24 protein-coding genes are annotated in these 25798 nt (G+C 67.3%); 7 read left to right on the top strand and 17 right to left on the bottom strand.

Annotated features, from left to right (window positions below; all coding sequences use genetic code 11):
* Window positions 1–33 precede the first annotated feature (33 nt).
* The 6 genes from flgG to flgB form a co-directional block, all read right to left on the bottom strand.
* The gene (flgG, locus tag PV762_RS15950; protein ID WP_421035983.1) at window positions 34–816 is read right to left on the bottom strand and encodes a flagellar basal-body rod protein FlgG; all 783 of its coding nucleotides are present in this window, start codon (window positions 814–816) and stop codon (window positions 34–36) included.
* 59 nt (window positions 817–875) lie between these two features.
* On the bottom strand, window positions 876–1604 hold the full coding sequence (gene flgF, locus PV762_RS15945; RefSeq protein WP_421035982.1) for a flagellar basal-body rod protein FlgF: 729 nt from the start codon (window positions 1602–1604) through the stop codon (window positions 876–878).
* A 52-nt stretch (window positions 1605–1656) separates the two neighbouring features.
* Complete coding sequence (gene flgE / locus PV762_RS15940) at window positions 1657–3060, bottom strand: flagellar hook protein FlgE (RefSeq protein WP_421035981.1); 1404 nt, start codon at window positions 3058–3060, stop codon at window positions 1657–1659.
* Window positions 3061–3147: 87 nt separating this feature from the next.
* The gene (locus tag PV762_RS15935) at window positions 3148–3807 is read right to left on the bottom strand and encodes a flagellar hook assembly protein FlgD (RefSeq protein ID WP_421035980.1); all 660 of its coding nucleotides are present in this window, start codon (window positions 3805–3807) and stop codon (window positions 3148–3150) included.
* A 61-nt stretch (window positions 3808–3868) separates the two neighbouring features.
* Complete coding sequence (flgC, locus tag PV762_RS15930; protein ID WP_421035979.1) at window positions 3869–4285, bottom strand: flagellar basal body rod protein FlgC; 417 nt, start codon at window positions 4283–4285, stop codon at window positions 3869–3871.
* Between the two features lie 26 nt (window positions 4286–4311).
* Window positions 4312–4701 carry a flagellar basal body rod protein FlgB gene (gene flgB / locus PV762_RS15925; protein ID WP_421035978.1) on the bottom strand — a complete coding sequence of 130 codons (390 nt, stop codon included), beginning with the start codon at window positions 4699–4701 and terminating at the stop codon, window positions 4312–4314.
* 176 nt (window positions 4702–4877) lie between these two features.
* Here flgB and flgA point away from each other — a divergent pair, with 176 nt between their 5' ends.
* From flgA to PV762_RS15910, 3 genes are all read left to right on the top strand, one after another.
* Complete coding sequence (flgA, locus tag PV762_RS15920) at window positions 4878–5702, top strand: flagellar basal body P-ring formation chaperone FlgA (protein ID WP_421035977.1); 825 nt, start codon at window positions 4878–4880, stop codon at window positions 5700–5702.
* Window positions 5703–5822: 120 nt separating this feature from the next.
* Window positions 5823–6146, top strand: a complete 324-nt coding sequence (gene flgM / locus PV762_RS15915; protein ID WP_421035976.1) for a flagellar biosynthesis anti-sigma factor FlgM — start codon at window positions 5823–5825, stop codon at window positions 6144–6146.
* Window positions 6147–6207: 61 nt separating this feature from the next.
* Window positions 6208–6597, top strand: a complete 390-nt coding sequence (locus tag PV762_RS15910; RefSeq protein ID WP_421035975.1) for a hypothetical protein — start codon at window positions 6208–6210, stop codon at window positions 6595–6597.
* Window positions 6598–6660: 63 nt separating this feature from the next.
* Here the strand turns inward: PV762_RS15910 and PV762_RS15905 are convergent, their stop codons facing one another.
* From PV762_RS15905 to PV762_RS15895, 3 genes are read right to left on the bottom strand one after another with little or no spacing between them, the layout of a single operon-like run.
* Complete coding sequence (locus PV762_RS15905) at window positions 6661–7101, bottom strand: DUF1841 family protein (RefSeq protein WP_421035974.1); 441 nt, start codon at window positions 7099–7101, stop codon at window positions 6661–6663.
* A 25-nt stretch (window positions 7102–7126) separates the two neighbouring features.
* A complete protein-coding gene (gene kefC / locus PV762_RS15900; protein ID WP_421035973.1) occupies window positions 7127–9100 on the bottom strand; it encodes a glutathione-regulated potassium-efflux system protein KefC in 1974 nt (657 codons plus the stop codon).
* Window positions 9100–9720 carry an NAD(P)H-dependent oxidoreductase gene (locus tag PV762_RS15895; RefSeq protein WP_421035972.1) on the bottom strand — a complete coding sequence of 207 codons (621 nt, stop codon included), beginning with the start codon at window positions 9718–9720 and terminating at the stop codon, window positions 9100–9102. The genes kefC and PV762_RS15895 overlap by 1 nt, the downstream gene beginning before the upstream one ends.
* Window positions 9721–9781: 61 nt before the next feature.
* On the opposite strand from PV762_RS15895, the gene PV762_RS15890 reads away from it, so the two are divergent.
* Window positions 9782–10426, top strand: a complete 645-nt coding sequence (locus PV762_RS15890; protein WP_421035971.1) for an AAA family ATPase — start codon at window positions 9782–9784, stop codon at window positions 10424–10426.
* 44 nt (window positions 10427–10470) lie between these two features.
* On the opposite strand, the gene PV762_RS15885 is transcribed toward PV762_RS15890, so the two are convergent.
* From PV762_RS15885 to PV762_RS15870, 4 genes are read right to left on the bottom strand one after another with little or no spacing between them, the layout of a single operon-like run.
* On the bottom strand, window positions 10471–11217 hold the full coding sequence (locus tag PV762_RS15885; RefSeq protein WP_421035970.1) for a hypothetical protein: 747 nt from the start codon (window positions 11215–11217) through the stop codon (window positions 10471–10473).
* 37 nt (window positions 11218–11254) lie between these two features.
* Entirely contained in the window at window positions 11255–11980 is a 726-nt protein-coding gene (locus PV762_RS15880) for a hypothetical protein (protein WP_421035969.1), read from the bottom strand.
* A 7-nt stretch (window positions 11981–11987) separates the two neighbouring features.
* On the bottom strand, window positions 11988–16550 hold the full coding sequence (locus PV762_RS15875) for an Ig-like domain-containing protein (RefSeq protein ID WP_421035968.1): 4563 nt from the start codon (window positions 16548–16550) through the stop codon (window positions 11988–11990).
* A gap of 42 nt (window positions 16551–16592) precedes the next feature.
* Window positions 16593–17822, bottom strand: coding sequence for a hypothetical protein (locus tag PV762_RS15870; protein ID WP_421035967.1), 1230 nt, complete (start codon window positions 17820–17822; stop codon window positions 16593–16595).
* A gap of 185 nt (window positions 17823–18007) precedes the next feature.
* On the opposite strand from PV762_RS15870, the gene PV762_RS15865 reads away from it, so the two are divergent.
* Window positions 18008–18460 (top strand): MaoC family dehydratase, encoded by a 453-nt coding sequence (locus PV762_RS15865; RefSeq protein WP_421035966.1) that lies wholly within the window; start codon window positions 18008–18010, stop codon window positions 18458–18460.
* Between the two features lie 318 nt (window positions 18461–18778).
* A complete protein-coding gene (locus PV762_RS15860) occupies window positions 18779–19537 on the top strand; it encodes a response regulator (protein WP_421035965.1) in 759 nt (252 codons plus the stop codon).
* Between the two features lie 37 nt (window positions 19538–19574).
* Here PV762_RS15860 and PV762_RS15855 read toward each other — a convergent pair whose 3' ends face one another.
* The 4 genes from PV762_RS15855 to PV762_RS15840 all read right to left on the bottom strand — a co-directional run bounded on the left by PV762_RS15855 (window position 19575) and on the right by PV762_RS15840 (window position 23922).
* Window positions 19575–20417 (bottom strand): segregation and condensation protein A, encoded by an 843-nt coding sequence (locus PV762_RS15855; RefSeq protein ID WP_421036017.1) that lies wholly within the window; start codon window positions 20415–20417, stop codon window positions 19575–19577.
* Between the two features lie 83 nt (window positions 20418–20500).
* On the bottom strand, window positions 20501–20704 hold the full coding sequence (locus tag PV762_RS15850; RefSeq protein WP_331614960.1) for a DUF3460 family protein: 204 nt from the start codon (window positions 20702–20704) through the stop codon (window positions 20501–20503).
* Between the two features lie 126 nt (window positions 20705–20830).
* Window positions 20831–22876, bottom strand: coding sequence for a methionine--tRNA ligase (metG, locus tag PV762_RS15845; protein WP_421035964.1), 2046 nt, complete (start codon window positions 22874–22876; stop codon window positions 20831–20833).
* A gap of 53 nt (window positions 22877–22929) precedes the next feature.
* Window positions 22930–23922: a bile acid:sodium symporter family protein gene (locus PV762_RS15840; protein WP_421035963.1), complete on the bottom strand. Its 993-nt coding sequence runs from the start codon at window positions 23920–23922 to the stop codon at window positions 22930–22932.
* A gap of 935 nt (window positions 23923–24857) precedes the next feature.
* On the opposite strand from PV762_RS15840, the gene minC reads away from it, so the two are divergent.
* Entirely contained in the window at window positions 24858–25766 is a 909-nt protein-coding gene (gene minC, locus PV762_RS15835; protein WP_421035962.1) for a septum site-determining protein MinC, read from the top strand.
* The last annotated feature ends 32 nt before the right edge of the window (window positions 25767–25798 follow it).

Here is a 25798-nt window from a genome sequence, read left to right as displayed (position 1 = left end):
GCCCGATCGGTCGAAAAGCGGGGCGAGCGCCCGTCAGAGCTGGGAGAGCTTCTGAAGCATCTGGTCCGTGGTCGTGATCGCCTTCGAGTTCATTTCGTAGGCGCGCTGCGTCTGGATCATCTGGACCAGTTCCTCGACGACGTTGACGTTCGAGGTTTCGACGAAACCCTGCTGCACCGTGCCCAGGCTGTTCTGGCCGGGGGCGCCGGTCTGCGGCGTGCCGGAGGCGACGGTCTCGGCGTACAGGTTGCCGCCCAGCGATTCCAGCCCCGGCGGGTTGATGAAGTTCGCCAATTGAAGCTGACCCAGCGTCGTCGGCGTGGCGCTGGCGGCGGTGGTGACGCTCACCGTGCCGTCGGCGCCGATGGTCAGCGACTTGGCGTCGGCCGGGACGATGATTCCCGGCAGCACGGTGTTGCCGTTGTTGGTGACGACCTGGCCGTTGGCGTCCAGCTGGAAGCTGCCGTCGCGGGTGTAGGCGGTGGTGCCGTCGGGCATCTGGACCTGGAAGAAACCGTTGCCCTTGACGGCGACGTCCAGGTAGTTGGACGTCTGCGTCAGGCTGCCCTGCGAGTGGCTGCGCGAGGTCGCGACCGCGCGGGCGCCCAGGCCGACCTGCATGCCGGTGGGCAGCGTGGTCTGCTCGGTGTTGTTGGCGCCGGGCTGGCGCAGCGTCTGGTACATCAGGTCTTCGAAGACCGCGTGCGACTTCTTGAAGCCGTTGGTCGAGACGTTGGCGAGGTTGTGGGAAATCACGTCCAGCTGGGTCTGCTGGGTTTCCATGCCGGTCTTGGCGGTCCAGAGCGAGCGAAGCATCGAAGTCTCCTAATCCTGTGGCGAATGCGGTTCCGTACTGCGAACTGTCGGCAGGCGGATCAGCTGTCGGACAGCAGCTTGGACGCTGCCTGGCCGTGGGTCTGGGCGATCGAGAGCATCTTCATCTGCTGCTCGAACTGGCGGGCGGCGGCGATCATGCCGACCATGGTCTCGACCGGGCTCACGTTGGAGCCTTCGAGAGCGCCCGACTGGAGCCGGGCGGCGGGATCGGCGGGCAGCGGGTCGCCGCCGTCGGCGATGAACAGGCCGTCGTCGCGGCGCGTGAAGCGGCCGTCCTCGGTGACCAGCTTGATGCGGCCGATGTTCACCGGACGCTGGCCGTCGGCCTTGGCCACGACCGTGCCGTCGTCGCCGATGGAGATCGTGGAGTTGGGCGGCACCGTGATCGGACCGCCGTCGCCCAGCACCTGCAGGCCGTTGCGCATGCGCAGCACGCCGTCCTGGTCCACGTCCATCGAGCCGGCGCGGGTGTAGGCCTCCGTGCCGTCCAGCGCCTGCACGGCCATCCAGGACTTGCCCTTCATGGCGACGTCCAGGTTGCGGTCGGTGGTCGTGATCGGGCCGGCGGCGAGGTCGTGGCCGGTGGTGGTCTCCAGCGCGAAGGCGCGGGTGGATGCCCCCTCGCCGCGGATGGGCACCGCCCGGAACGCCTGCAGCTCGGCCCGGAAGCCGTTGCTGTTGGCGTTGGCCAGGTTGTTGGAGAGCACGTCCTGGCGCGACATCGCCGCCTGGGCGCCGCTCATCGACAGGTAGATCATGCGGTCCATGACAACTCCTCAGCGATCGGCAATGGGGTCGGTCAGCTCGGCTGCGCCGGGATCAGCGCAGGTTGACCAGCGTCTGCAGGACCTGGTCCTGCGTCTTGATGGTCTGCGAATTGGCCTGGTAGACGCGCTGGGCGGTCATCATGTTGACCAGTTCGGAAGTCAGGTCCACGTTGGACTCCTCCAGCGCGCCCGGGGTGAGCACGCCCAGGTTGCCGTCGCCGGGGACGCCCACGACCGGATCGCCCGACGCGTTGGTCCGTGCCCAGACATTGCCGCCCAGCGGCTGCAGGCCTTGCGGGTTGCGGAAATTCGCCAGTTCAACCTGGCCGGCAGGCTTGGATTCGCCATTCGAATAGCGGGCGGTCACGATGCCGTTGTCTTCCAGCTTGATGCCGACCAACTGGCCCGGCGCGTAGCCGTTCTGGCTCAGGTCGGTCACGGCGAAGTTGGAGCCGTTCTCCGTGGCCGAGCGCAGGTCGAAGCTGATGCCCTGCACCGACGGATCCGACGGGTCGGCCGGCGGCGCCGGGATCGGCAGCGTCGGCGCGCCCTGCGAGTTCGTGCCGGCGGGGATCTTCAGGTTCAGAAATTCGCTCGGGCCGGGCGAGACGGGCTTGCCCCCGGTGGGCAGGAAGGTCATCTGCGTGAACGGCGTCAGCGGGTTGCCCTTGGCGGTGCCGTCGTCGGTCTCGATCGGGTTGCCCTGCGAGTCGAACTGCACCGCGCTGCCGTTGGCCGTCAGATAGACGTTCCAGACGGTGTTGCCGTTGGCGTCGTCGTTGTTGGCGCGCTGGAAGTACATGGTCAGCGCGGTGGGCTGGCCCTTGGCGTCGTACACCGTCATCGACGTCGCGTTGTTGTACGAGGTGGGGTCGTTCAGCGTGATGCCGGTCTTGTCGATCTTGGGCGAGTTCGGGTCGGCCGGATCGGTCAGGTCGTAGGCGGCGGTCGGGCCGGCGCGGGAGTCCAGGTTGAACTCCATCTTGATGTCGCTGGTGACCTTGGGATCGATGCCGCCGGTGGGCAGCTTCAGACCGGTGGCCAGGCCCGGCTGGATCACGCCGTTGGCGTCCGCGGGGTAGCCCATCAGCTTGAGCTGGTCGTTGTTGACGATGTTGCCGTCCTTGTCGACCTTGAACTGCCCGTTGCGCGTGTACACCGTCGGGCTCTTGCCGTCGGACACCTGGAAGAAGCCCGCGCCGTTGATCGCCAGGTCCATCGGGTTCTCGGTGATCGAGATATTGCCCTGTGTGAACTGCTGCGCCACCGTCTGGATCTGCACGCCGATGCCGACGTCGTTGGAGCCGGCGCCGTTGAGCGAGGCGGCATACATGTCGGCGAACTCGGCCCGCGACGACTTGGCGCCGTAGGTCTGCGAGTTGGCGATGTTGTTGCCGATGACTTCCAGGTTCTTGCTGGAAGCGTTCAGTCCGGAGAGGCCTTGTTGGAAGCTCATGGTGGTGTCCTTGGGCGATTCAGGCGCGAATCTGCGGGATAAATCGGGGTGAAGCTGGGGAGCTGGGCTGGGGCGGAAGTGCTGGGATCAGCCCAGCGACCGGACCTTGTCGTAATCGACCAGGCCGGAATTCTTGAGTTCGAGCTGCAGCGTGGCGCCGCTCGTGTTCACCGCGCGCACCGTGTCGCGGGTGAGGGTGGTGGTGGTGACCGGCGCGCTGGCGTTGGTCGCCGTGACGCGGAAGCTCAGGTTGGTCGTTTCGGTCGCCTTGGAGGCGTCCCAGGTGTACGACTGCATGCCGCTCTTCATCTTGCCGAGGTCCTGCGTGGAGACGACTTCGCCGGCCCCGTTGAGGATCTCCAGCTTGACCGCGTCGGCGGCGCCGGCCAGATCGAAGTTCATCGTGGCCTTGCCGTCGGCGACGTTCACCTTGTTGCCGGGGACCGTGACCTCGCGGCCGACCAGGCTCACGCTCTGCAGCGCTTGCATCTGGCCGAACTGGCTGCCCAGGGCCTGGATGCTGCTGTTCAGCGTGCTGACGCCGGTGACGGTTTGGATCTGCGCCATCTGGGTCGTGACCGCGGCGTTGTCCATCGGGTTCATCGGATCCTGGTTCTGCAACTGCGCGACCAGCAGCTTCAGGAAACGGTCGGAGGTTTCCTGCGCGCTCGTGCCGGTGGCGCTGGCGGCGGCCGTGTTCGTGGCGGCGCCGGTCTTCGTGTTGTTGTTCAGGGCGGTGAAGTCCATGATGGGCGTTCCGTTCGCGCTTTGTTCGCGTTACTTGCGGTTGATCTGGCGGAGCAGGCGGTCAGCCCTGGCCCATCTGCAGGGTCTTGAGCAGCAGCGACTTGGCGGTGCCCATGACCTCGAGGTTGTTCTGGTATGAGCGGGAGGCGGAGATCATGTTGACCATCTCCTCCACGCTGTTCACATTGCTGTAGGTGACGTAGCCGTCGGCGTCCGCCAACTGGTGGCCAGGGTCATGGATGCGGCGGCCGGGGGTCTGGTTCTCCTGGACGCCCACCACCTGCACGCCGACGTCGGTCTGGTCCATGCCGTTCTGGGCGAGCACGCTCTGGAACACCACCTGGCGTGCCTTGTACGCCTGGCCGTCCGGGCCGGCGACCGTGTCGGCGTTGGCCATGTTGCTGGCCACCGCGTTCAGGCGCTGGCTCTGCGCGCTGACCGCGCTGCCGCTGATGTGGAAGATGCTGAACATCGACATGACGGGCTCCTTCTTCTAGCGGCCGATCAGGCGGCGTTCGGCGACTTCATCGCGTCCAGCATCGTGCGGATCGAGCCGTTCAGGAACCGCAGCGAGGCCTCGTACTTCACCGTGTTGTCAGCGAAGCTGGCGCGCTCGCGGTCCATGTCGACGGTGTTGCTGTCCATGCTGGTCATCGCGCTCAGGCTGCTCTGCAGTGCGTTCTGGGTGCGCTGGGTCAGGGTCTGGTTGGACTCCGAAGGATTGGCCGCCGGGGAGGTCGCCGCGCGCAGCGCCTTGGCGAAGTCCATGTCCTTGGACTGGTAGCCCGGGGTGTCGGCATTGGCGATGTTGCTGGCCAGCAGACGCTGACGCTCCGCCCGCAGGGTCAGCGCCTGGGACTGGAAGTTCATCGCGTCGGTCAGTTTGTTCAGCATGTCGTTTCTCCTTCGGACGGGGCGGGGCGTCGGGACGCGGCCCGTTGCCTGTCACCCGTTTTTGTCAGGTTCGAGCATTGTGTTCAGCAGGTCCGAAAACATGAGCGCGATAAGACGGGTGATCCCGGCGCATTTCGAAGCCACCGGCGAGCCCCGGATCCGTACAGTTCCGACCCATGCCGCAAAGCTGCCACCCCACCCATGCCCGCCACGCGCAGGCGCTGCCCGCCCTGCTGGCGGGGGCGCTGATGTCCGTGTGGCTGATGTTCGGGCTGGTCGACGAGGCCGAGGCGCAGACTGCCGCGCCGGTGCAGATCGCCGCGGCGCCCAATATTTCTATTAGCGAACCTGGCGCCTCGGGCCTCGGTGCGCTGGACGCGACGCTGGAAGATCGCCTGCAGACGCTGGCGATGGCCGGCGCCCGCCAGGTGGCGCCGGACCAGGCGCGCGTGGAGATCGAGATCGGCAAGCTGGACCCGCGCCTGCGCCTGGCGCCCTGCGCGCAGATCCAGCCCTACCTGCCGCCCGGCAGCCGCATGTGGGGCCGCACCCGGCTGGGCCTGCGCTGTCTGGCCGGCGTGACCAGGTGGAACGTGACGCTGCCGCTGACGATCAAGGTCTTCGGTCAGGCCTTTGTTGCCGCCGCCGACCTGCCGACCGGCACGGTCCTGACTCAAGAACATTTCCGGCTGGCCGAAGTAGATATTGCCGGTGAGGCCGGCGCCATCTATACACAAGCGGATGGCTGGCTCGGGCGCCACCTCGCCAAACCGGTCGCGGCCGGCCAGGCACTGCGTTCCGTCGACCTCAAGCTGCGCCAATGGGTGCAGCCGGGAGACCGGGTGCAGGTGATGGCCACCGGGGATGGATATGCGATCGCCGGCGAAGGCCAGGCGATGGGTGTCGGGCTGGAAGGCCAGGATGTCCGGGTACGTTTCGACAATGGCCGCATGGCCACCGGGCGTACGATCGGTGAACGACGGGTGGAGGTGGTACTGTGAGGCCCTTCACCGAGAGATCTGTCTAATTTGTGAAGCTCGCCCCTCAAGTTCCGTCCAGGCAGGTCGATAAACCCGCTAATGGAAGGGATCCGGAAGTTCTCGGGCCCATGGAGAAACGCCATGAAGATCGGTAACAACGCTGACATCAACGCCTACTCGAAAGTCGGCGGCACCGCTGCCGGCGCGACCGAGGGGGGCGCCAAGGCCGCCAAGGCCGGTGCCGCTGCCCCCTCGAACGAGGGATCCAAGGTCGAACTGTCGAGCACGGCCAGCAGCCTGATCTCGGGCACGGGCCAGGACGACGGCAGCTTCGACGCGGAGAAGGTCGCCCGCATCGCCAGCGCGATCGAGAAGGGCGAGTTCAAGATCAACGCTGACGCGATCGCCGACAAGCTGATCGCCAACGCGTCCGAGATGCTGGGCCGCACCCAGCAGTCGCACTGAGCGCCCAGTCGTAAAAAGCTGAGCTGAAGCGACCAAGATCCAAGCTTTTCCGGTGACGCCCATGACCGCCACGCCTCTGACCACGACCTCCGTCGATCTGGAGCAACCGCTCCAGGACGTCGAAAGCTGCCTGAACCTGCTGGGCGACGCGCTGCATCGACGCGACTCGCAGGCGATCGAGCTGCACGCGGCGTCGTTGCACGCGGCGCTGGCCCGGGCGATCGAACAGTTCAGCGCGGCCGCGCGTACCGGCACCGTGCCGCAAGGGCTGCGCACCCGTCTGATGCAGGCTGGCGGCCGTGTCGCCGCCCAGCGCGAATCTCTGGCCCGTGCCACCGCGGCGCTGGACCGCGCCATCGACGTGCTGATGCCCGGCGAGCCGAGCGGCCTGTATGGCGCGTCCGGCAAGAGCGAGCGCAAGTCGGCGCTGGGTGGCGCTATCCAGGCGTAAGCCGGGCGCCTCTCCAATGACGAAGGCCACGCAGTGCGTGGCCTTTTGCATTGCTGGTCGACGTCAGGTCGGCGTCCGCGTCGCCTTGCGCCGCAGGCAGTCCAGGTAGACGTGGCCGTCCGGGGGCAGGCCGCTGCGCTGTGAGGACCAGATCATCTCGCCCAGGCATTCCATCGCCTCGTGGTGGGCCTCGTGCAGCGATTGGCGACGAGCGGCCAGAAGATCCAGCGCCTGGCGCACGCCGGTCGGCTGGTCGATCTGGTGCTGCTCCATCAGACTCAGGTGCATGGAGAGGTGAAGGAACGGATTCGTGCGGCCGTCCTCGACCGTATAGACCGCCGCGAGCGCGGCGTCTTCGTCGGCGAGTTCCTCGTGGTACTCCGGATGCTGCTCGATCCAGTCCGAGGCGATCGCCTCCATCGGCGTCAGCGGCAGCTTGTCGCGGTACTTGCGATAGGTCTGGCAGAAGAATCGCCGGACCTCGAGTTGGGAAGGGGCAAACATAAGCGGTCGATTGTCGCCGCCCTCGTCAGGCCTTGTCCGGCAGGGGATGCTCGGATGACACCGGCGTCGCGATCGGGGCGGCAGCCGGGGCCGCTCCCGGCGCCAGATGCGGCTCCTGCCAGGGATTGCGGACCTTGCCCTCGGCCAGCGCCTTGCGTTCAGCGGCGAGGCGCTCCTCCAGCTGCTCGCGACCTCGCTTGGACATGGCGATCAGCGTGTCCAGGTCGCCCCGGTGCGGGCGAAGTGCCTCGGTCTGCTCGACGGTGTGACGCCGGAAACGCCACGCCATCTGCCGCGCCGCGTGCGGCTCCCAGCCCAACTGCTGGAGCACGCTGCGCGCGCTCATGAGCGCGGAGTCCAGCGTCTCGCGCTCGATCAATTCGACGCCCAGTTCGCGCAGCGCGTAATAGTGCTGGACGTTGCGCGCCCGCGCGACGATGGTCAGGTGCGGGAAATGCTGCCGCGCGATTTCGGCGATCTTGACACTGTGGTTGAAATCGTCGACAGCCAGCACCAGCACCCGCGCGTGCTGGGCACCTGCGGTGCGCAGCAGTTCCAGCCGGGTCGCGTCGCCCCAGAATACGCGCCAGCCGAAGCGCCGCAGCGATTCGACGGTGTCGGCGTCGTGGTCCAGTACCGTCGCCGGAATGCCGTTGGCGAAGAGCATGCGCCCGATGATCTGCCCGTAGCGCCCGAAGCCCGCGATGATCACCGTCGACTCCTGCTGCTCGGTGAGCGCGTGCGGCGACTTGCGCTCGATCTGGCCGGCGCGACGCTGCGCCCAGGCCAGCAGCGCCGGGGTCAGCGCCAGCGACAGGGCGACCGCCGCGACCAGCACCGAGCGCTGTTCCGCATCCAGCAGCGTCGCCTGCTCGGCCAGCTGGAAGACGACGAAGCCGAACTCGCCGCCCTGCGCCAGCAGGATGACGAAAACCGCGCGCTCCGGCCTGGGCAGGCCCATGGCCCGACCCAGCACCGCCAGCACCACACCCTTGCACAGCCAGAGCGCGGCCAGCAGGCCGAGCACGACCAACGGCTTGTGCCACAGCACCGTCAGGTCCAGCCCCATGCCCACGGCGATGAAGAACATGCCGAGCAGCAGCCCCTTGAACGGTTCCAGGTCGGCCTCCAACGCGCGGCGGTACTCGCTCTCCGCGAGCAGCACGCCGGCCGCGAAGGCGCCCAGCGCCATCGACAGTCCCGCCTTCTGCATCAGCATCGCCGCCGCCAGCACCAGCAGCAGCGAGGCGGCGGTGAAGATCTCCGGTGTGCCGCTGCGCGCGATCCAGCGCAGCAGCGGCCGCAGCAGCAGCCGGCCGCCCAGCACGATCAGCACGAGCGCCCCGAGCGCCAGCCAGATCCGTCCGCCGGAATGGCCCGCGGCGGGCCGGCCCTGGCTCGCCAGGAGGGGCACCAGCGCCAGCACCGGGATCGCGGCGATGTCCTGCAGCAGCGCGACGCTGATCACGCTCTGGCCGGCGCGCGTGTTGCCGAGGTTCTTTTCGCTGAGCGTGGCCAGCGCCACCGCCGTCGAGGACATCGCCAACCCCAGCGCCGCGATGACGGCGGCGTGCCAGTCAGCGTCGAGGAAGAAGGACGGGATCAGCAGCAGGGCCGCGCAGCCCAGCATCTGCGCCGATCCCCAACCGAAGATCGGCCGGCGCATCGCCCACAGCCGCTTGGGCTCGAGCTCCAGGCCGACCAGGAACATCATCAGCACGACGCCGAATTCGCCGATTTCCAGCACCGTCGCCGGCTGGCTGATCAGCCCCAGCACCTGCGGCCCGAGCAGCACGCCCGCCACGAGATAGCCCAGGATCGATCCCAGCTTCAACCCGCGCGCCAGCGGTACCGCGAGCACCGCGGCGGCCAGCAGGACGAGCGGGGTCAGCAGCCAGTTGCCATGAGCGCCGTGCACGGCGCTTTCGGTCGCGGTCACGGCGGCGGACGCGGCAGTCATCGCGGCGGACGCCGCGGCCATCGGAGTGGAGACATCCATCAGACCGGCGCTCCTTCCTCGCGCACCGGGCGCTCGTCGTCGGGGACCGTCTCCTGCGGGGGCTCGGGCTGGTGCTCGCACCATTCAGGCAACGCGCGCAGGCCCTCGACGAAGGCCTGCGCATGGGCCTGGACCTGTTCGGCCGCCGCCTTCTGCGCGCCGTGCAGGATCAGCGGCGGCAGGAAGCGCATGCCGCACAGCGCGGCCGTCTGCGCATAGGGCAGCAGGAAGTCGCCGACCGGATGGCGGTTGTAGCCCTCGGCGCTGTACGAGTGTTCGCTGCCGCCGGCGGAGGTCACCAGCCACAGGTCCTTGCCGTGCAGCGCGTGACCGGTCTGGCCGTACGCGAAGCCGACGCTCAGCACCTCGTCCACCCACAGCTTCATCAGCGCCGGCATGCCGTACCAGTGCATCGGGTGCAGCCAGACCAGCATCTCGGCGTCGCGCAGGGCCTCCTGCTCGGCGTGCGTGTCGATCGAGTAGTCCGGGTACAGCGCGTAGAGGTCGCGCACGCGGACGTCGGGCAGGCCGTGCGCGGCGGACAGCATCGCCCGCGTCACGCGGGAATGAGCCAGATCCGGATGCGCGACCAGGATGAGGATGGAGGAGGGGGCACTCATGGCGCCGGATTTTGCGGCATCGCATAACATCGCGCGCACCTCATTGAGGAGAGGAGAGGCCATGCCGGTGATCCTGGTCGCCAACCCCAAGGGCGGGGTCGGCAAGAGCACGCTCGCGAGCAACGTCGCGGGATTCCTGGCCCATCGCGGGCACGCGGTCATGCTTGGCGACATCGACCGCCAGCAATCTTCGGCGAAGTGGCTCGCGCAGCGGCCTGCAGCGCTGCCGGCGATCCGCGGCTGGGAGCTGGCGTCGACCGAGCAACTGCGCGCGCCCAAAGGGGTGTCGCATGCGGTGCTGGACACCCCCGCCGGGTTGTCCGGCAAGAAGTTCGCTCAGGCGCTCAAGGTGGCGGACCGCGTGATCGTGCCGCTGCAGCCCAGCCTCTTCGATATCCAGGCGACCTACGACTTCGTGCGGGAGCTGCGAGAGGCGTCCCGGAATCGCGGCAGGTCCCCTGACGAGTCCGGCCATGGACTGGACATCGGTCTGGTGGCGATGCGCGTGCGCGAGGGGACGCTATCGCAGCAGCAGCTCCACCAGTTCATCGAGCAGCTCGGGCTGCCGCTTCTGGCCGAGCTGCGCGACACCCAGAACTACGTGCAACTGGCTGCGCGCGGTCTGACGCTCTGGGACATCGCGCCCGGCCGCGTGGCCCGCGATCTGGAACAGTGGCAACGACTCAGCATCTGGCTGGCGCGTTGAGGACGCAGGTCAACGCCGTCCGAAATTCCAGATCGACGCTGCGTTCAGCGCGCTTCGGCCGGACTGGCGGGCTGGTCCGCGCTGGTCAGCCAGACCGAAGCCGGCGCGGCCTCCGGCCAGGTTCCGCCCCCCGTGATGCGCAAGTCGATGCGCGCGGCGTCGATGCCAGCGCTCGAGAGCTCATCACGCAGCGCCATCAGGCGCCGGCTGGTCGCCAGGCGCGCGGTGGCCTGACGCAGATCGGTGGCCGCCCACAGCGTCAGCGGACGATCCGCCAGTGTGGATGCAGCCATCACCTGCAATAGACCCCGGACTTCTTCATCCAGCGCCACGGCGCCCGGGGCGAAAGACAGCTTGAAACGCAGGTCCCCGTTGCCGGACACGCCCTCCAACCGCACGGGGGGTGTGCTCGACGCGGACGTGTCGGCCCGCACGGTCAGCCGCAGGTCCAGCACGGGATCTCCGTACCGCGCGAACTCTTGCATCGTCGCGCCTTGCGCCGCAGCGCCACTTTTCGCGACCACCGCATCGGCAACGGCATCGGCATCGGCGTGGGCCTTGGGCGAAACGACGCGTTGCGCGACATGCCAGGTGGTCGGCCCGATGGGCGTGGCAATCGATGAGCCGATCGGGGCGCGGGAAGGCTGCGTCTTGTCGTCGGACTTGTCTGCTGTGACGGGATCAGGGCCGCCGTGCGGCGATGGCGCGGACAGGCTTGTCGCGGCCACGGCGATGGCGAAGATGGAGACCACGAACAGCAGGTTCAGCACCACGTTGATCAAGGCGTCCACGTAGCCGGGCCAAAAGTCGGGCGCGCTGGAAGAGGAATCAACGTGCATCGGAAGTGTCCTGTTCCAAAGAGGCGGGCGAGAGGGAAATCACCACGGTGCGACCATCCGGGCCGGCGGAGCCGGGCAGGCTCGCGGAGCCCGGTGGTGGGGCTTCGTCCCCGGACCGCACGGCGGGGAGGATCCGGCTGCTCGGGATGCCCGCGTCCAGCAGCGCATTGCGCACGGCCATCACTCGCACGAAGGCGGCTCTCGCGGTCGACGCCGGCTGGTCTTTGACGGTCGCTTCGACCCGCAGCGAACGATGGGCGACTTGAGCGATCGCTGCTTTCATCGACGCCTGCGTGCTGTCGTCCAAGCGGTAGGCGTTGTTGTCGAATGCCACGACGATGCGCCAGGGGGGCGGAGCAACTGCCGACGGCGGGGCCGCGCCGCGTGCCTGTTCAGGCGCTGACGCGACGGCCTCCCCGGAGACCGGCGATCCGACGGTGGCAGGCGCGGTCTCGGTACTCTTGTCACGCGGGATCGCCTGTGAGACGCCGGCCGCCGGGGAGTTCGCATCAGGCGGCGTCGCACTGGTCGCAGACGTGGCATCCGACTGCGCGGCGATCTCGCCGGCGGCGTGCAGGACTTGCGCGGTGCGACGACCCAGGACGAACAGATTGGCGCCGAGGAAGCCGATCAGCAGCAACAGGGTGATCGCCAGCGCGGCGGTCGCGCCGACATAGCCGGGCCACACATTAGGGGCGGAGGAGGAGGCTTGCATGGCAGGCTCAGACGATCAGGACGCCCTGCTGGATCAGCGCATTCACGTCGGTGGTGGGAAGCGACGTGCCGGAGAGGAAGATCTGCTGCATCACATGCTGGGGCCCCGCGCCGTCGATGTCGATGACGATCAGCGTCCCCTTGGCGGTCGCATCGGCGCCGGCGAGGCCCGTGGGCGCCGAGGCATTGCTGATGACCTGGATCCATTGGGCCAATTGGTCGCCCGCATCGTTGCGTCCTTCCAGCAGCGCATGGACATCCAACTGGTCGTTGTTGTTGGCGCTCCTGCCGAAGTCGCGAATGACATCGACCGCCCCGTTCGGACCTGCGTCGTGACGGTCCCAGATGAACACGTCGTTGTCCGTCCCGGACGCCGTACCCCCTCCGCGGCCATACATGACATCGTTTCCAGTACCGCCGCTGATCCGATCGTTGCCATTGCCGCCCATGATCACGTCGTTGCCGCCGCCACCGTCGATCAGATCGTCGCCTCCTCCCATCGCCTGCGTGAACATGCGGTTCTCGGCGTTTGCGCCACCGGGCCCGTCGAGGAGTGCCGAGCGCGCGGCGTCGATCGCGGACGACGCCACGCCACTGTTGTCGTAGTGGTGCAGCGTGGCGTTGGCGGCGCCGTCGAACTCGGCGCTGTAGTCGGAACCGGAGCCGACGCCGGCACCGCCACCGCCTGAGGTGCGACCGCTGCTATAGATGGACGCCGAGCCCCCATCGTTGGCGCCCAGCGTGGCGCTGCCACCCGCCGCCGCCACGCCGCCGCTGCCCCCGCCGATGCCGCCACTGCCCGCATTTCCGCCGTAGTACCCGTTGACACCGCCGCCGCCGCCGCCGCCGTAACCGCCGGCACCGCCTGATTGCGCCCCGACGTCACCCGCGAAGCCGTCGCCGAAGATGACATCGTTCCCGTCGCCCCCGTGGATCACATCCGCCGCTCCGCCGCCGCTGCCGCCGGCGCCGTTACCCTTTGCGCCCTTCATGCCGCCGCCGCCGCCCGAGCCGTCGCCGAAGATCAGATCGCCTGCCGCCGTGCCGAGCAGGTGGTCCGCGCCACTCCCGCCAGCTCCGCCGGCGCCGCCGGCGGAGCTGGAGAGCGGAGAGGTCCTGCCGCCGTCCCCGGACCCATCGGCAAAAATCACCGCGCCCTTGTCATGAAGCATGGCGAGATTGAGATGATGTACTTCGGTGTCGGTGGTGGCGCTGGGCCGCGAAACGAGGAAGTCCGCGTCCGCGAACGTGCCGCTCGCTGCCAGCGAGGCGTCGCTTTGCGAGTAGCGCACGGTGATCCGACCATCCGCCACTTCCTTCAGCGTGAAGATGTCGGAAGTCGACAGCGGCTGCCCGTCGCGGAATATCTGCAGGTTCTCCAGGGCGGTTGTGCTGATCAAAACGTCTGCGGCGCCGACGTCGGCGATGAGGCCGAGGTGGGCTGCGGTGAGCTTCTCGCCGGAGCTGGCGCCGTTGATCACGAGGCCGTCGGTGGGATCACCGTCATAACCAAGCCGCGCGTCCAACGTCAGCAGTTGCGGGGATGCAGCGGGGGGTAGGCGCGCGATGACTTGCACGTCCAGCGTTCCTGCCTGACTGGCGTTGCCGACGGCATCGTGGCTCACTGCCACGAAGTGGCTGGCGCCCGGGGTGGTCGTGACTGTCACCGAAGCGGATCCGTCATCGCCGAACACGCCATCCTCGCGGTGCTCTCCCTCATCCATCACGCCGTTGTTGTTGACGTCCTCGAAGAAATCGAAGCTGGCCCCCGCCTCACCGTGCAAATTCAGGGTCGCCTGGTGGGCCGCAGTGATCTTGTCCCCGGCAATGCCGGTATCACTCGCCGCGTCCAACTCGATGGTCGGTTTAACCGGTGCGGTGAGGTCGACCTCGACCGTCAGATTGGCGGACACGTTGCCAGCAATGCCGTAGTCGTTGACCAGGAAGGCACGCAGATGATGGGTGTCTTCCGTCAATGTCACCTGCAAGGTCGTTGACGTCTCACCGGCTTGCAATGTGCCGGTGCCGATCCGCTCTCCGTTGTCCTCAACGCCGTTGTCGTTCTTGTCGTCGAACACGACGAGCTGCGTGCCGGACAGGCCGGAGGCGATGATGTGCACCCGCGACAGCTGCGTCCTCCCATCGGCGTCGTTCGTGCCGGTATCGTCCCCGGGCATCAACTGCAGTTGCGGGGCCGCGAGGGGATGTGCGGACACCGTCACGGCGCGCGGCGCGGACGCCGCCTGATTGCCGGCGGCGTCGGTGACTGCGACACCTACCATGACCTTGCCGTCGTCCAACGGCATTTCGGCGTGCACCGTCTGCTGGGCTTCGGTCTGCAGATAGTGCGTCAGCACCTGATCGGCGGCATCGAACACGCCGTTGCCGTTCTTGTCGGCGTACGCCGTCACGTCGCTGCCGACCTCGGCGTCGATGCGCAGCGTCAACTTGCTGTCGAGGGCCACCATCGTGCCGTCATCCGAAGTGGCGTGTTCGCCGGCGAGTTGCATCAGCGGCGCCGTCGTCTGCGTGTCGACGACGACGCTCCTGATGGCCGAAACGGGCCCCGTCCGCTGCGAATCGTCGGTCTGATAGACGCCCAGGGAATGGCTGCCTGCGTTCAACGTGGCCGACATCACGCCGGAGACCTTGCCCGGCTTGATCAGCACCGAGCCGAGTTCCTCGCCGTCGTCGACCTGACCATTGCCGTTCAAGTCGTCGAACAGGTGCACCGTGTTGCCGGGCTGTCCCGACACCACAACTCGCAGTGTGCTCTTCTGCGTGATCCGATCGGCGGCATCGAGACCCGTGTCGTCTCCAGACGCGAGCGACCAATCAGCCGCATCGACGGGCAAACCCACGGCGAGGTGGCTGGCCGCAGTCGCGGCCGGCATGTCGCTGGACACCGCGGTCCCCGACGCGCCGACCAGGGCGCTGCCGGCGTCGGATTTCATGCCGACGACAGTGACGCCGTCCTGCGGAGCGAAGTCGCCTTTCGACACGGTGTACTCGAAGATCAAGGCGCCGTCTTCGCGCTGGCCGACGAAGGCAGCATCGGCGTTGCGATCGCCGATCTTCAAGCTGATCGTCGCGTTTCCGAGTGCATACAGCGCCACGTCGCCGGACACCGCCACGCGGAGCTTGTCGCCGATGGCGAGCTGGTCCTGCTTGTCGTGGCCCTGCGCGTCGACACCGGCGAATGAGACACTGCTCACGCGGGGCGTTCCGCCGTCGGCCTGGAGACCGAAAGCCCTGTTCATCACGGCGAGCGTGGCCGCCGACCGGTCCGGGGCGGACAAGCTGTTGAAGGCTTGCGTCAACCGTTCCCCCAGGACAGTGCCGTCGTCTGCGGTGGCTTTCCAGTGCCAGGTGTCGCCTCCCCCATCGAGGAATTTGCCGAGCTGCACCTGCGCGCTTCCGCCATCGGCGCCTCCGTGGGCATCGACCTTCTCCAGACCCGAGAGGATCGCGAGCAGACGACCGTAGTCGTCGGCCTTGGCGGCGTTGCCGGCTTGATCGACGGTGGCGAGCGGCGCACGTTGCGTGAGCTCGGCGTCTCCCATGCCGAGCAGCTTCGCGATCGCGGCGTTGGTCTTGGACACCGTGGCCGCTTCCGGCAAGGAGTTCTCCGGGGGCAGCTTCATCGACTGCACGGCGAGTTCGGTGACCGGCGTGACGTTCACCTTGATCTGGGGCTCGTCGTTGCGCGAAGTCGCGGCGCGCCAGGGCGTCTTGAGATCGACGGCCAGACCGGTCGCCTCGTCGCGATAGTCGCCTGCGTCGCCGTCGCTGGCGATGGTCACCAGCAGTGCCCCGTGATAGCCGCCTGGCAGGCCGGCGATCTGGTAGCGGCCGCTGGCGTCGATGGAGCCAATGCCGAGCAGCTTGCCATCGGCACCTCTGACCTCCACCCGCAGGTCGTTGCCAGCCACGACGGGCCCCCCGGTCACGGTGCCGTACACGGTGAACGGCGCGGGCGTCGCTGCCGGCTCGGCAGGCGGAGCCACCGCAGCCGGCGGAGCCACCGCAGCCGGCGGAGCCGCCGCCGGAGTGGTGCCTCCCTTGCTGCCACCGGCCCCGGCGGCAGCGATTCCCAGACCGGCCACGCCGGCTCCCAGGGTCGCCCAGGGCGACCACTTCTCCGCCCAGGACCTCTCCGCTGGCGCGGGCGCCGCGCCCGGTGCGGCGACGTCCCGCCCCACATCGCCGGATGGCGCCGCGGCGCGGGCGGTCGATCCGTTCAGCCACATCGTGTCGTCCTTGCGAGCCGGCGTGCTGACGGCGACCGAGGACAGCTCCCCGATTTCCATGCGGCCCGCCTGGCGCAGCAACACACTGCCGGGCACCTCGCTGTCCTCGAACTGGAGAGCGAAGGTCGGGTCGGTCATCGATCGGATCGCGCCGTCGGGCACGACCGCTGTCTCGCCGGACTCGAGGGTGATCACGAGGTCGGTGTCCAGGACGCGGATGTCTCTCACCTTGGAGAGCGGGGCCTGGATCTTGGCCGTGGCTGGCCGTCTGCCGGTCTCGACAGACGACGGGGAGGGGAGGTTGGGGTTGGTCGTGGTCATGAGGCGTCGGAGTTCAGGCGGAGGGCGGGGCAGTCCACGGCGTCAGGCGCGGACCGGGATGGAGGTGTTCAGCAAGAGCGTGCGCAGCCGGCCGGACACGTCCTCGAAGGCGTCCCGGCAGCCCTGCAGCGACTGCTGCAGCGCCGCGTCGCGCAAATCGCGCTCAGAGGCGGCCGTCCGGTCCGCCTCGTGAGTCAGCGTCGCCAGTTCGACCAGTCGATGAGCGGACTGCTGCTGCGATTGCAGCGCGTGCAGCACGGCGCGCGCGGTGCTCTCCTCAAGGCTGCGCAATTGGGCGATCTGTTCCCGCAGTTGCGCTCCCTGATCCAGCCAAGCCGGAGTCTGGTCGAGCGCCTGCGCCGCGATTCCGACCAGACATTCCAGAGCCGACTCGACGCGCACGAGCGGCGCCATTGCCGCCGCAAGCTGTCGGTGATGCATGTCCTGCAAGCCTTCGATCGCGCGCAGCACGGCTTGCCAACGCGCGTGCTCGGCCTCGGACTCCTGAGGCAGGCGGGGCAGCGTCGGCGATCCGCGACGGGCGCGGTCGAAGGCGTCGATCAGGACGTCATGCACATGGGTCGTCACCCGCAGGCGAATCTTCTGGACGGCCACGAGCGTGACGCCGAGCAGCAGCGAACCCAGCAGGCCGTAGAGCGAGGCAATGAATGCCGTGCCCATGCTCTTCATCGGCGCTTGCAGCTTGGCCATCATCCCGCCCAGCATTGCGGCGGGATCGGAGCCGCCCCCGGTCATGCCCGAGAACAGTTGCGCCAGCTCGTTCAAGGCGCCGAGCAGGCCGATGAAGGTGCCGACCAGCCCCAGGCCGACCAGTCCGCCCGCAATGAAACCGGGGAGGGACAGGCGCTCGCCAAAAGCGCGCTCGCCGGCGTGGAGCCGACGCTCCAGCTCTCGGCGGCCGTCTTCGGAGGCGCGGGCATCCTGCTGGGCGAGCAGGGCATAGGCATCCCGGAACGGCGAGCCGCGAGACACGGCGGGCTCCGAGGCGGCGAATTCATCGACAGACAGCTTTTCCCACAGGCGCGCGAGCCGCTCGTCGCGATGCAGCTGGAACAGCACCAGCCAGGCGCTCAGGAGGGCGACGACGAGTGCGCCGAAGATGATGTAGACCAGCGCGGGGTGCGGGGTGGATTCGATGGACGCGACGATGGCGTGCCCAAAGAAAAGGCCGCCGCCGGAAACCGTGAGGAGGAAGGGCCAGCCGGCCTGGATCCAGTCGCTGGCAGTTGAAAGCTTGTGTCGAAGTGGCATGGCGTCGCTCGCAAAAGTTCGAAAACGACGTGATTCTGAAAATTGACACCTGTTCTGTGAATGACTGCTTCTTGTCAAAGGACGAACAGGCACGGCATAAACAAGTAGTCGCCTGACGTCTATGCGACAGCGCGCCTGGAGGGGCTTCCGGCACTATCGCCGTAGCCACTGCAAACAAGCGTCATATGCGGACATTCGAACGATTGGAAGAAATGGGAGGCTGGGTCGGTCTGGAGATCGGTGTGTCCGACTGGATCGCGGTGCACCAGCCGCGGATCCAGGCCTTTGCCGACGCCACCGAAGACCAGCAATGGATTCACACCGACCCGGCGCGCGCCGCGCAAGGCCCCTTCGGCGCCACCATCGCGCACGGCTTCCTGACGCTCAGCCTCCTGCCGCGTTTCTACGAGACCGCCTTCCGGGTGACGGAGGTGCGGATGGGGATCAACTACGGCCTGGACCGGGTGCGGTTCCCGGCGCCGGTGCCGGTCGGCAGCCGGCTGCGGGGCCGCTTCGTCCTCAAGCGGCTGGAGCCCGTCGAGGGAGGAGTGCAGATGATGGTGGAGGTGACGGTCGAAAGCGACGCCGGCGGGAAGCCGGTCTGCATCGCTGAATCGCTGACGCGGCAATACCGCTGAGGGGCGCTTGCCGACGCCGCATAGACGTCGGATTGGTGTGGGCGCGAATCGCCCGACGATGTCGTTTTCATCATTTCCGAAGCACCGTATTTCTGTCGACACACTCGACGGACAGCCTTCACACGACGACACCGAAATGTGCGAATACAAAAATAGTGGTTCGACAATAGAACTTTCTATGGGATGAGATGCCACCGTAAGGGGGAGTGCCTGCCCGGAGGTGCCCGCCTATGATCTTGGCTTCGTTCGAAAGTTATTCGGTATGGCCGGTGGGGAGGCTCCCCTCGTCGCAGTCCGACCATCCAAGGAGAGACGCCCGTGAGGGTTTTGCTGATCGACGACCACCCGCTGATCCTGGCCGCGCTCCAGACTGTGATTCAAGGTCTGGGAGAAGACGTGCAGGTGCTGGGCGCCGACAGCGCGGCTCAGGCGCGCGACACGCTGAAGTCGCGCCAGGACTTCGACCTGGTGCTGCTGGACCTGAATCTGGGTGATGCCAGCGGCTTCGACGTGCTGGAGGAATTCCGCGCGCAGTACCCATCGCTGCCGGTGGTGGTGATTTCTGCCTCCGACCGTGCCAGCGATGTGATCCGCGCCATCGACCAGGGCGCGATGGGATTCATTCCGAAGCGGACTGGCAACGACGTGCTGGCACAGGCGTTGAAGCTGGTGATGTCGGGCGGCATCTATGTGCCGCCGATGTCGCTGGGCTCGGATGCGCCGGCGGAGCCCGAACCGGCCCCCGCCTCTGCCGCCGTCGCAGCCGAGGCCGCGCCGGGCAACAACGCCAAGCTCAACCAGGTCCAGGCGCTGGCCAGCCAGGCCGGCTATCAGACCACGGAAGGTCTGGAAAGCCTGCAACTGACGCCGCGTCAGACGGATGTGCTGGCGCTGCTGCTGCAGGGCAAGCCGAACAAGATCATCGCGCGCGAACTGGGCGTATCGGTCGAGACGATCAAGGACCACGTCGCCGCCGTATTGAAGGCGCTGGGCGTCAGCTCCCGCACGCAGGCCGTGCTGGCCGTGGGGCAGATGGTCCAGCGTCAGCCCAACGCTGCGTTCACCACCTTCCGCTGAAGCTCAAGGGCGCTCAGGGCGAGGCCCAGGTCGGCGTTCAGGTCGGCGAATAAGCCAGCCGCACGTAGATCGGCGCGAAGGCTTCCGCCTGCGTGATCTCGACCAGGCGCTCCCGCGCCAGTTCGAGCATCGCGATGAAGGACACGACGACCACCTGGGTGCCCTTGTCCAGCTCGAACAGGTCCTCGAACTCCACGAAGCGTTGCCCCTGCAGCCGGCGCAGCAGATGCGACATGTACTCGCGCACCGACAGCTGCTCGCGCGAGATCTTGTGATGCTGATTGAGCTTGGCGCGGCGCATCAGGTCCGCCCAGGCCGCGCGCAGGTCGTCGACGTGCACGTCCGGCAGCCGCGGTGCGAGCGACTGCTCGATGTGGATCTGCGCCCGCAGGAAGTCGCGTCCCAGCACCGGCATCTGGTCGAGCCGCATCGCGGCCTGCTTCATCTGCTCGTACTCGAGCAGGCGACGGACCAGTTCCGCACGCGGATCCTCCACCTCGTCACTGCCCTCGACCTTCTTGGGCGGCAGCAGCATCCGCGACTTGATCTCGATCAGCATCGCGGCCATCAGCAGGTACTCGCTGGCCAGTTCGAGGTTGTGCTTGCGCAACTGCTCGACGTAGCTGAGGTATTGCCGCGTGACCTCGGCCAGCGGGATGTCGAGGATGTTGAAGTTCTGCTTGCGGATCAGGTACAGCAGCAGGTCCAGCGGCCCCTGGAACGCTTCCAGGAACACCTCCAGCGCATCCGGCGGGATGTAGAGATCCTGCGGCATGGCGAACAGCGGCTCGCCATACAGCCGGGCGACGGCGACATGGTCCACCGTGTCGGGCGTGGAAGCGTCGCCGCCCTGATCCGCCGGTGGCTCCGGCAGCGTCAGGGCGGTGTCGCGATGGTCGTCAGCGTTGCTCACGCAGGGAACGACAGTCGAGCGGCGAGGTCGGCAGGGCCGGCGGCGTCAGCTCACTCGGACTTGGTCTGGTAGACGTAGGCCTGCTGCGACACGCGGGCGTCGTTGTAGCCGGCCTGCGCCTGGCGGTCCTGCTCGCGGTCCCAGAGCAGGGCGCGACCGGCACGTTGCTCGGCTTCCAGCGTCGGCTTCTTGGCCTTCAGTTCGTTGATGAACTGCGTGGCTTCGGACTCGTATTTCTTCCAGAACAGCGGCATGGCGAAGTCTCGTGTGTGAGAGGTGAATCTTAAGGTATTGACCAAACGGAGTCCGAGGCACCGGCTTCGCCGGGCCTACGGGCTCGCCCCCTTGAGGGGGCCGGCGTCAGCCGGTAGGGGGTGGGCTTATCGAACGCGCATGCCGGGTTGGGCGCCTGGGAAAGGTTCGAGCACGAAGATTCCCGGGTTTGCCTTTTCATCCGCATGGCTGGCGGCCAGCACCATGCCTTCGGAGACGCCGAACTTCATCTTGCGCGGCGCCAGATTGGCCACCATCACCGTGAGCTTGCCTTCCAGCTGTTCCGGCTGATAGGCGCTGCGGATGCCGCTGAACACGTTGCGCAGGCGGCCCTCGCCGACATCCAGCGTCAGGCGCAGCAGCTTGTCCGAGCCGTCGACCAACTCCGCCTTCACGATCTTGGCGATGCGCAGGTCGACCTTGGCGAAGTCGTCGATCTTGATCTCGGGCGCGAGGTCCTCGCCGCCGGGGACGACCTTGGGAGGCGCGGGCGGTTCGAACAGCGCTTCCAGCAGCTTCGGGTCGACGCGCTGCATCAGGTGCTCGTAGCCGCCGATCTTGTGCGCGCCCAGTGCGCGCTCGGCGTCGACGAAGCTCATCGGCGCGACCTGCAGGAAGGACTCGACCTTGGCGACCAGCGCCGGCAGCACCGGCTTCAGGTAGATCGACAGCAGGCGGAAGGCCTCGATGCAGACGGTGCAGACGTCCTGCAGGACCTGGTCCTTGCCTTCGAGCTTGGCGAGGTCCCAGGGCTTGTTCTGGTCCACGTACTCGTTGACGCGGTCGGCCAGCAGCATGATCTCGCGCAGCGCCTTGCCGAACTCGCGGGTCTCGTACAGCTCGACGATGGTGCCCTTGTGCGCGCGCAGGCCGTCCAGCAGTGCGCGGCCCTCGACGCCGACGTCGGCCGACAGCTGGCCGCCGAAGCGCTTGGACAGGAAACCCGCCGCGCGGCTGGCGATGTTGATGTACTTGCCGACCAGGTCCGAGTTGACGCGGGCGACGAAGTCCTCGGGGTTGAAGTCGACGTCCTCGACCCTGCTGTTCAGCTTGGCGGCCAGGTAGTAGCGCAGCCACTCCGGATTCATGCCGAGCGACAGGTACTTCAGCGGATCCAGGCCGGTGCCTCGGCTCTTGGACATCTTCTCCCCGCCGTTGACGGTGAGGAAGCCGTGCACGTAGACGTGGTTGGGCGTCTTGCGGCCGCTGAAGTGCAGCATCGCCGGCCAGAACAGCGTGTGGAAGTAGGTGATGTCCTTGCCGATGAAGTGGACCTGCTCGGTGGACTCGTCCTCGATGAACGCGTCGAAGTCGCGGCCGGTCTTGCCGAAGTAGTTCTTCAGCGAGGCCAGGTAGCCGATCGGCGCGTCCAGCCAGACGTAGAAGTACTTGCCCGGCGCGTCGGGGATCTCGATGCCGAAGTAGGGCGCGTCGCGGCTGATGTCCCAGTCGCCCAGGCCGCCGTTGCCGTCCTCGTCCTTGGTGAACCACTCCTTGATCTTGTTGAGCACCTCCGGCTGAAGGCGGCCGGGCGCCTGCGTCCACTGCTCGAGGAACTCGACGCAGCGCGGGTCGGACAGCTTGAAGAAGTAGTGCTCCGAGCTCTTCATCACCGGCGTCGCGCCGGTCAGCACCGAGAACGGGTTCTTCAGCTCGGTCGGCGTGTAGACCGCGCCGCAGACCTCGCAGGAATCGCCGTACTGGTCCTTCGCGCCGCACTTCGGACACTCGCCCTTGATGAAGCGGTCGGGCAGGAACATCGCCTTCTGCGGGTCGAAGAACTGCTCGATGGTCTTCACCGAGATCAACTCGTTGGCGCGCAGCGAACGGTAGATCTCCTTGGACAGTTCGTGGTTCTCGGCACCGTCGGTGGAGTGCCAGTTGTCGAAGCTGATGTGGAAGCCGTCGAGGTACTGCTTGCGGCCCGACGCGATGTCGGCCACGAACTGCTGCGGGCTCTTCCCCGCCTTCTCGGCCGCGATCATGATCGGCGCGCCGTGTGCGTCGTCGGCGCAGACGAAGTGCACCTCGCTGCCCTGCATCCGCTGGAAGCGCACCCAGATGTCGGCCTGGGTGTACTCCATGATGTGGCCAATGTGGAAATTCGCATTGGCGTACGGGAGGGCGGTGGTGACGAAGAGCTTGCGGGTCATGGCGCTTTTCAGTGCTGCAGGGGCCCCGGGGGATTTCCGGGGAACCGGTCATTTTAGGCGCCGGAAGCCGGCCTCGGGCGCGACGCGTAACGCTGGGCCAGCCAGGAGCACAGGATGAGCTGCAGCTGGTGATAGAACATGATCGGCAGGACGATCACGCCGACCGCCGGATGCGCGCCGAACAGCAGCTTGGCCATCGGCACGCCGGAGGCCAGCGTCTTCTTGGAGCCGCAGAACACGGCGGCGATCTCGTCCTCGACCGGCAGGCCCATCGCGCGCGAGGCCAGTCGGCTCAGCGCGATCACCACCGCCAGGAACAGGGCGGCGCCCAGGGCCGCCTTGACCAGCAGTTCCGCGCCGTGGTCGCGCCACAGGCCCGAGGCCACGGAGTCGCTGAAGGCCGACAGCACCAGCAGGATGATGACCCAGCGGTCGACCAGCGTGATGCGCGACTTGTGGCGCATGTAAAAGCCCAGCAGCAGCGGGCGCAGCAACTGGCCGGCGACGAGCGGGAGCAGCAGCAGCTGGGTCAGCTTCCAGACCGCTTCGCCGAAGGGCAGGGTGGCGCCGCTGGTGCCGGCCATCAGCGCCACCAGCAGCGGGGTCAGCACGATGCCCAGCAGGCTGGAGACGCTGGCGTTGAAGATCGCCGCCGGCACATTGCCCTTGGCCAGCACGGTCATGGCGACCGACGAAGAGATGGTCGACGGCAGCGCGCAGAGGTAGGCGAAGCCCAGGGCCAGGTCTTGCGGCAGCCAGCGGCCGAACAGCGCGCTGAAGCCCCACCACAGGAGCGGGAAGAGCGCGTAGGTGCTGAGCTGCACCAGCACATGGACCTTCCATTTGAGCGCGCCGTCGCGCAGCGCGGCGGCGGACAGGCCGAGGCCGGTCAGGAAGAACACGAGGGCCACGCCCCAGTTGCTGACGACCTCCAGCCGAAGGAGTCCGCCGCTGCGGCCAAGGTCGGGCCACACGCTGGCGAGCGCCACCGCGCCGACCAGCGCCAGCAGAAACCACTCCTTTCGGAGCCAGGACCGGATACCCATCGCCAACCTTTCGCCGGCGTTGCCGGCACGTCGCCCATCGGAAGAAAGCAGGGACTCTATCGGGCCCGCGACTTGCCCACCTGTCCTTGGCCTTGCCGCCCCGATGATTTCTCCGTCCGACGACACGCTGCTCGCCCTGGATGTCGGATTCGTGACGCGACCCGGTGCATTCATGACGGCATTCGCACGCTCGGGCGAGCCGGCGACCGGAGGATTCGATCCGACTTGTAACGGCAGGCGGACCTGTCGCAAAGGCCCACACACCCTCCGGCGGCCCGCCGAAGAGGGGATCGACCTCGTCCGCCGGTTCAAGGAATGACGCTAAATGCTTGATTTCAAAGACCCCGGAAAGCTATCCACCGAGACTGTGGATAACTGTGTGGGAAACCTGCCGGGGATTGCTCTAAACCCTTGATCGACGGCCCCCCGAGGTTCCGTGCCTCATTTCTGGGCAAGCGAATTCCCGCTATATGAATCAACGACTTAGCGGATTGCCGGGAAAACGAGCAGCTGCGATGCAGCACCCGGGTGTGCGGGACCGATGGAGCCGCTGAATGGGGATAAGTCAAGCCCCGCATCCTCGATTTTTGGGTTGACAACCCTCCGATGACGCCGGAACGGGCGACCCGGCGATGGCGGTGCCGTCCCTGCCGAATGGTGGATCTATCCCCCGCCCCTGTGGACAAGCATGTGTGTCACCTGCCGATGACGCTTGCAAGTGCTTGTCACGAGCGGTATTCCAGTGGCTTGCTCAAAAATGAGGCAGTCCATGGCCCGATCGAACATTCCCATGACGTCGCGTGGCAGGGACATGACACGCTTTCGACACGGGCCTGAGGGCCTTCGGGACCACACGGCCTGGGCAGGCCCCTAAAGAGAGGCCCTCGCGCACCGCTAAAATCCGCGACTTTGCAAACGCATTCCTCATTTCTTTCATGACGCAGGCAGTGGCGGGCAATTCATCCGGGCGATCGTCCGCCGGCAAGACGCCGGAACTTTTTGAACTGAAGAGCGCCTCGCTGAGCCTGCTCTCCCTCGTCCTGAAGACGGCCGACGCGGCCGCGCTCGACGCGGAACTCCAAGCCAGGCTGGGCGAGACGCCCGACGCGTTCCACCACGATCCGCTGCTGCTGGACCTGAGCCAGTTGCCGGCGGCGGCCGCGACGGCAGTCACGACGCCGGGCGCGGTCGAGAGCCAGGGGCAACTGAGCCTGGAGTCCGAGACGCCTGTCGCCATCGATGCCGCCGAGCCGGTCTCCCGCGTCGACATCGCCGCGCTGCTGCCCCTGCTGCGCCGTCATCGCTTGCAGCCGGTGGGCGTGGTCGGCGCGAATGCCGCCGAACTTGCCCAGGCGGCCGAGCTCGGCCTGGCCGAGGCGCCCGACCAGCCGGTGCGCGATTCGCGTGAACCGCGTGAACCGCGCGAACCCCGGGTCGAGCAGGTCGTCCAGCAGGTCATCAAGGAAGTCATCGTCGAGCGGCCGGTGGAAGTGCCGGTGCCCACCGAGGCCAAGACCGTCTACGTCGACAAGCCGCTGCGCTCCGGCCAGCAGGTCTACGCCAAGGGCGCCGACCTGGTCGTCCTGGCGGCGGTGAACCACGGCGCCGAAGTCATCGCCGACGGCAGCATCCACGTGTATGCGCCGTTGCGGGGCAAGGCCATCGCGGGCGCGCGCGGCAACGCGGACGCGCGCATCTTTGCGCAGCAGCTCGAGGCCGAACTGATCGCCATCGCCGGCATCTACCGCACCAGCGAGAACCCGCTGCCCGACAACGTCCGGGGCAAGGCCGCGCAGGTGCGGCTCGACGGCGAAAAACTGCTGATGGAGCCGCTGGGCGCCTGACCCGCGGATCCTCCCAACCAGACACTCTGAAA

The organism is Mitsuaria sp. CC2 (assembly GCF_048957715.1).
Classification (GTDB): Bacteria; Pseudomonadota; Gammaproteobacteria; order Burkholderiales; family Burkholderiaceae_C; genus Roseateles.
Note: the sequence above shows the minus strand (reverse complement) of the source record. Positions and strands in the feature narration are given on the sequence as shown.

What these genes read in the sequence shown, in the direction of transcription:
- metG (WP_421035964.1), bottom strand. Translation starts at nt 22,876, where the DNA reads ATGACCCGCAAGCTCTTCGTCACCACCGCCCTCCCGTACGCCAATGCG.
- PV762_RS15850 (WP_331614960.1), bottom strand. Translation starts at nt 20,704, where the DNA reads ATGCCGCTGTTCTGGAAGAAATACGAGTCCGAAGCCACGCAGTTCATC.
- PV762_RS15905 (WP_421035974.1), bottom strand. Translation starts at nt 7,101, where the DNA reads ATGTTTGCCCCTTCCCAACTCGAGGTCCGGCGATTCTTCTGCCAGACC.
- PV762_RS15875 (WP_421035968.1), bottom strand. Translation starts at nt 16,550, where the DNA reads ATGACCACGACCAACCCCAACCTCCCCTCCCCGTCGTCTGTCGAGACC.
- PV762_RS15895 (WP_421035972.1), bottom strand. Translation starts at nt 9,720, where the DNA reads ATGAGTGCCCCCTCCTCCATCCTCATCCTGGTCGCGCATCCGGATCTG.
- flgA (WP_421035977.1), top strand. Translation starts at nt 4,878, where the DNA reads ATGCCGCAAAGCTGCCACCCCACCCATGCCCGCCACGCGCAGGCGCTG.
- PV762_RS15890 (WP_421035971.1), top strand. Translation starts at nt 9,782, where the DNA reads ATGCCGGTGATCCTGGTCGCCAACCCCAAGGGCGGGGTCGGCAAGAGC.
- flgG (WP_421035983.1), bottom strand. Translation starts at nt 816, where the DNA reads ATGCTTCGCTCGCTCTGGACCGCCAAGACCGGCATGGAAACCCAGCAG.
- PV762_RS15870 (WP_421035967.1), bottom strand. Translation starts at nt 17,822, where the DNA reads ATGCCACTTCGACACAAGCTTTCAACTGCCAGCGACTGGATCCAGGCC.
- PV762_RS15880 (WP_421035969.1), bottom strand. Translation starts at nt 11,980, where the DNA reads ATGCAAGCCTCCTCCTCCGCCCCTAATGTGTGGCCCGGCTATGTCGGC.
- PV762_RS15910 (WP_421035975.1), top strand. Translation starts at nt 6,208, where the DNA reads ATGACCGCCACGCCTCTGACCACGACCTCCGTCGATCTGGAGCAACCG.
- PV762_RS15935 (WP_421035980.1), bottom strand. Translation starts at nt 3,807, where the DNA reads ATGGACTTCACCGCCCTGAACAACAACACGAAGACCGGCGCCGCCACG.
- PV762_RS15840 (WP_421035963.1), bottom strand. Translation starts at nt 23,922, where the DNA reads ATGGGTATCCGGTCCTGGCTCCGAAAGGAGTGGTTTCTGCTGGCGCTG.
- flgF (WP_421035982.1), bottom strand. Translation starts at nt 1,604, where the DNA reads ATGGACCGCATGATCTACCTGTCGATGAGCGGCGCCCAGGCGGCGATG.
- minC (WP_421035962.1), top strand. Translation starts at nt 24,858, where the DNA reads ATGACGCAGGCAGTGGCGGGCAATTCATCCGGGCGATCGTCCGCCGGC.
- kefC (WP_421035973.1), bottom strand. Translation starts at nt 9,100, where the DNA reads ATGGATGTCTCCACTCCGATGGCCGCGGCGTCCGCCGCGATGACTGCC.
- flgB (WP_421035978.1), bottom strand. Translation starts at nt 4,701, where the DNA reads ATGCTGAACAAACTGACCGACGCGATGAACTTCCAGTCCCAGGCGCTG.
- PV762_RS15865 (WP_421035966.1), top strand. Translation starts at nt 18,008, where the DNA reads ATGCGGACATTCGAACGATTGGAAGAAATGGGAGGCTGGGTCGGTCTG.
- flgM (WP_421035976.1), top strand. Translation starts at nt 5,823, where the DNA reads ATGAAGATCGGTAACAACGCTGACATCAACGCCTACTCGAAAGTCGGC.
- flgC (WP_421035979.1), bottom strand. Translation starts at nt 4,285, where the DNA reads ATGTCGATGTTCAGCATCTTCCACATCAGCGGCAGCGCGGTCAGCGCG.
- flgE (WP_421035981.1), bottom strand. Translation starts at nt 3,060, where the DNA reads ATGAGCTTCCAACAAGGCCTCTCCGGACTGAACGCTTCCAGCAAGAAC.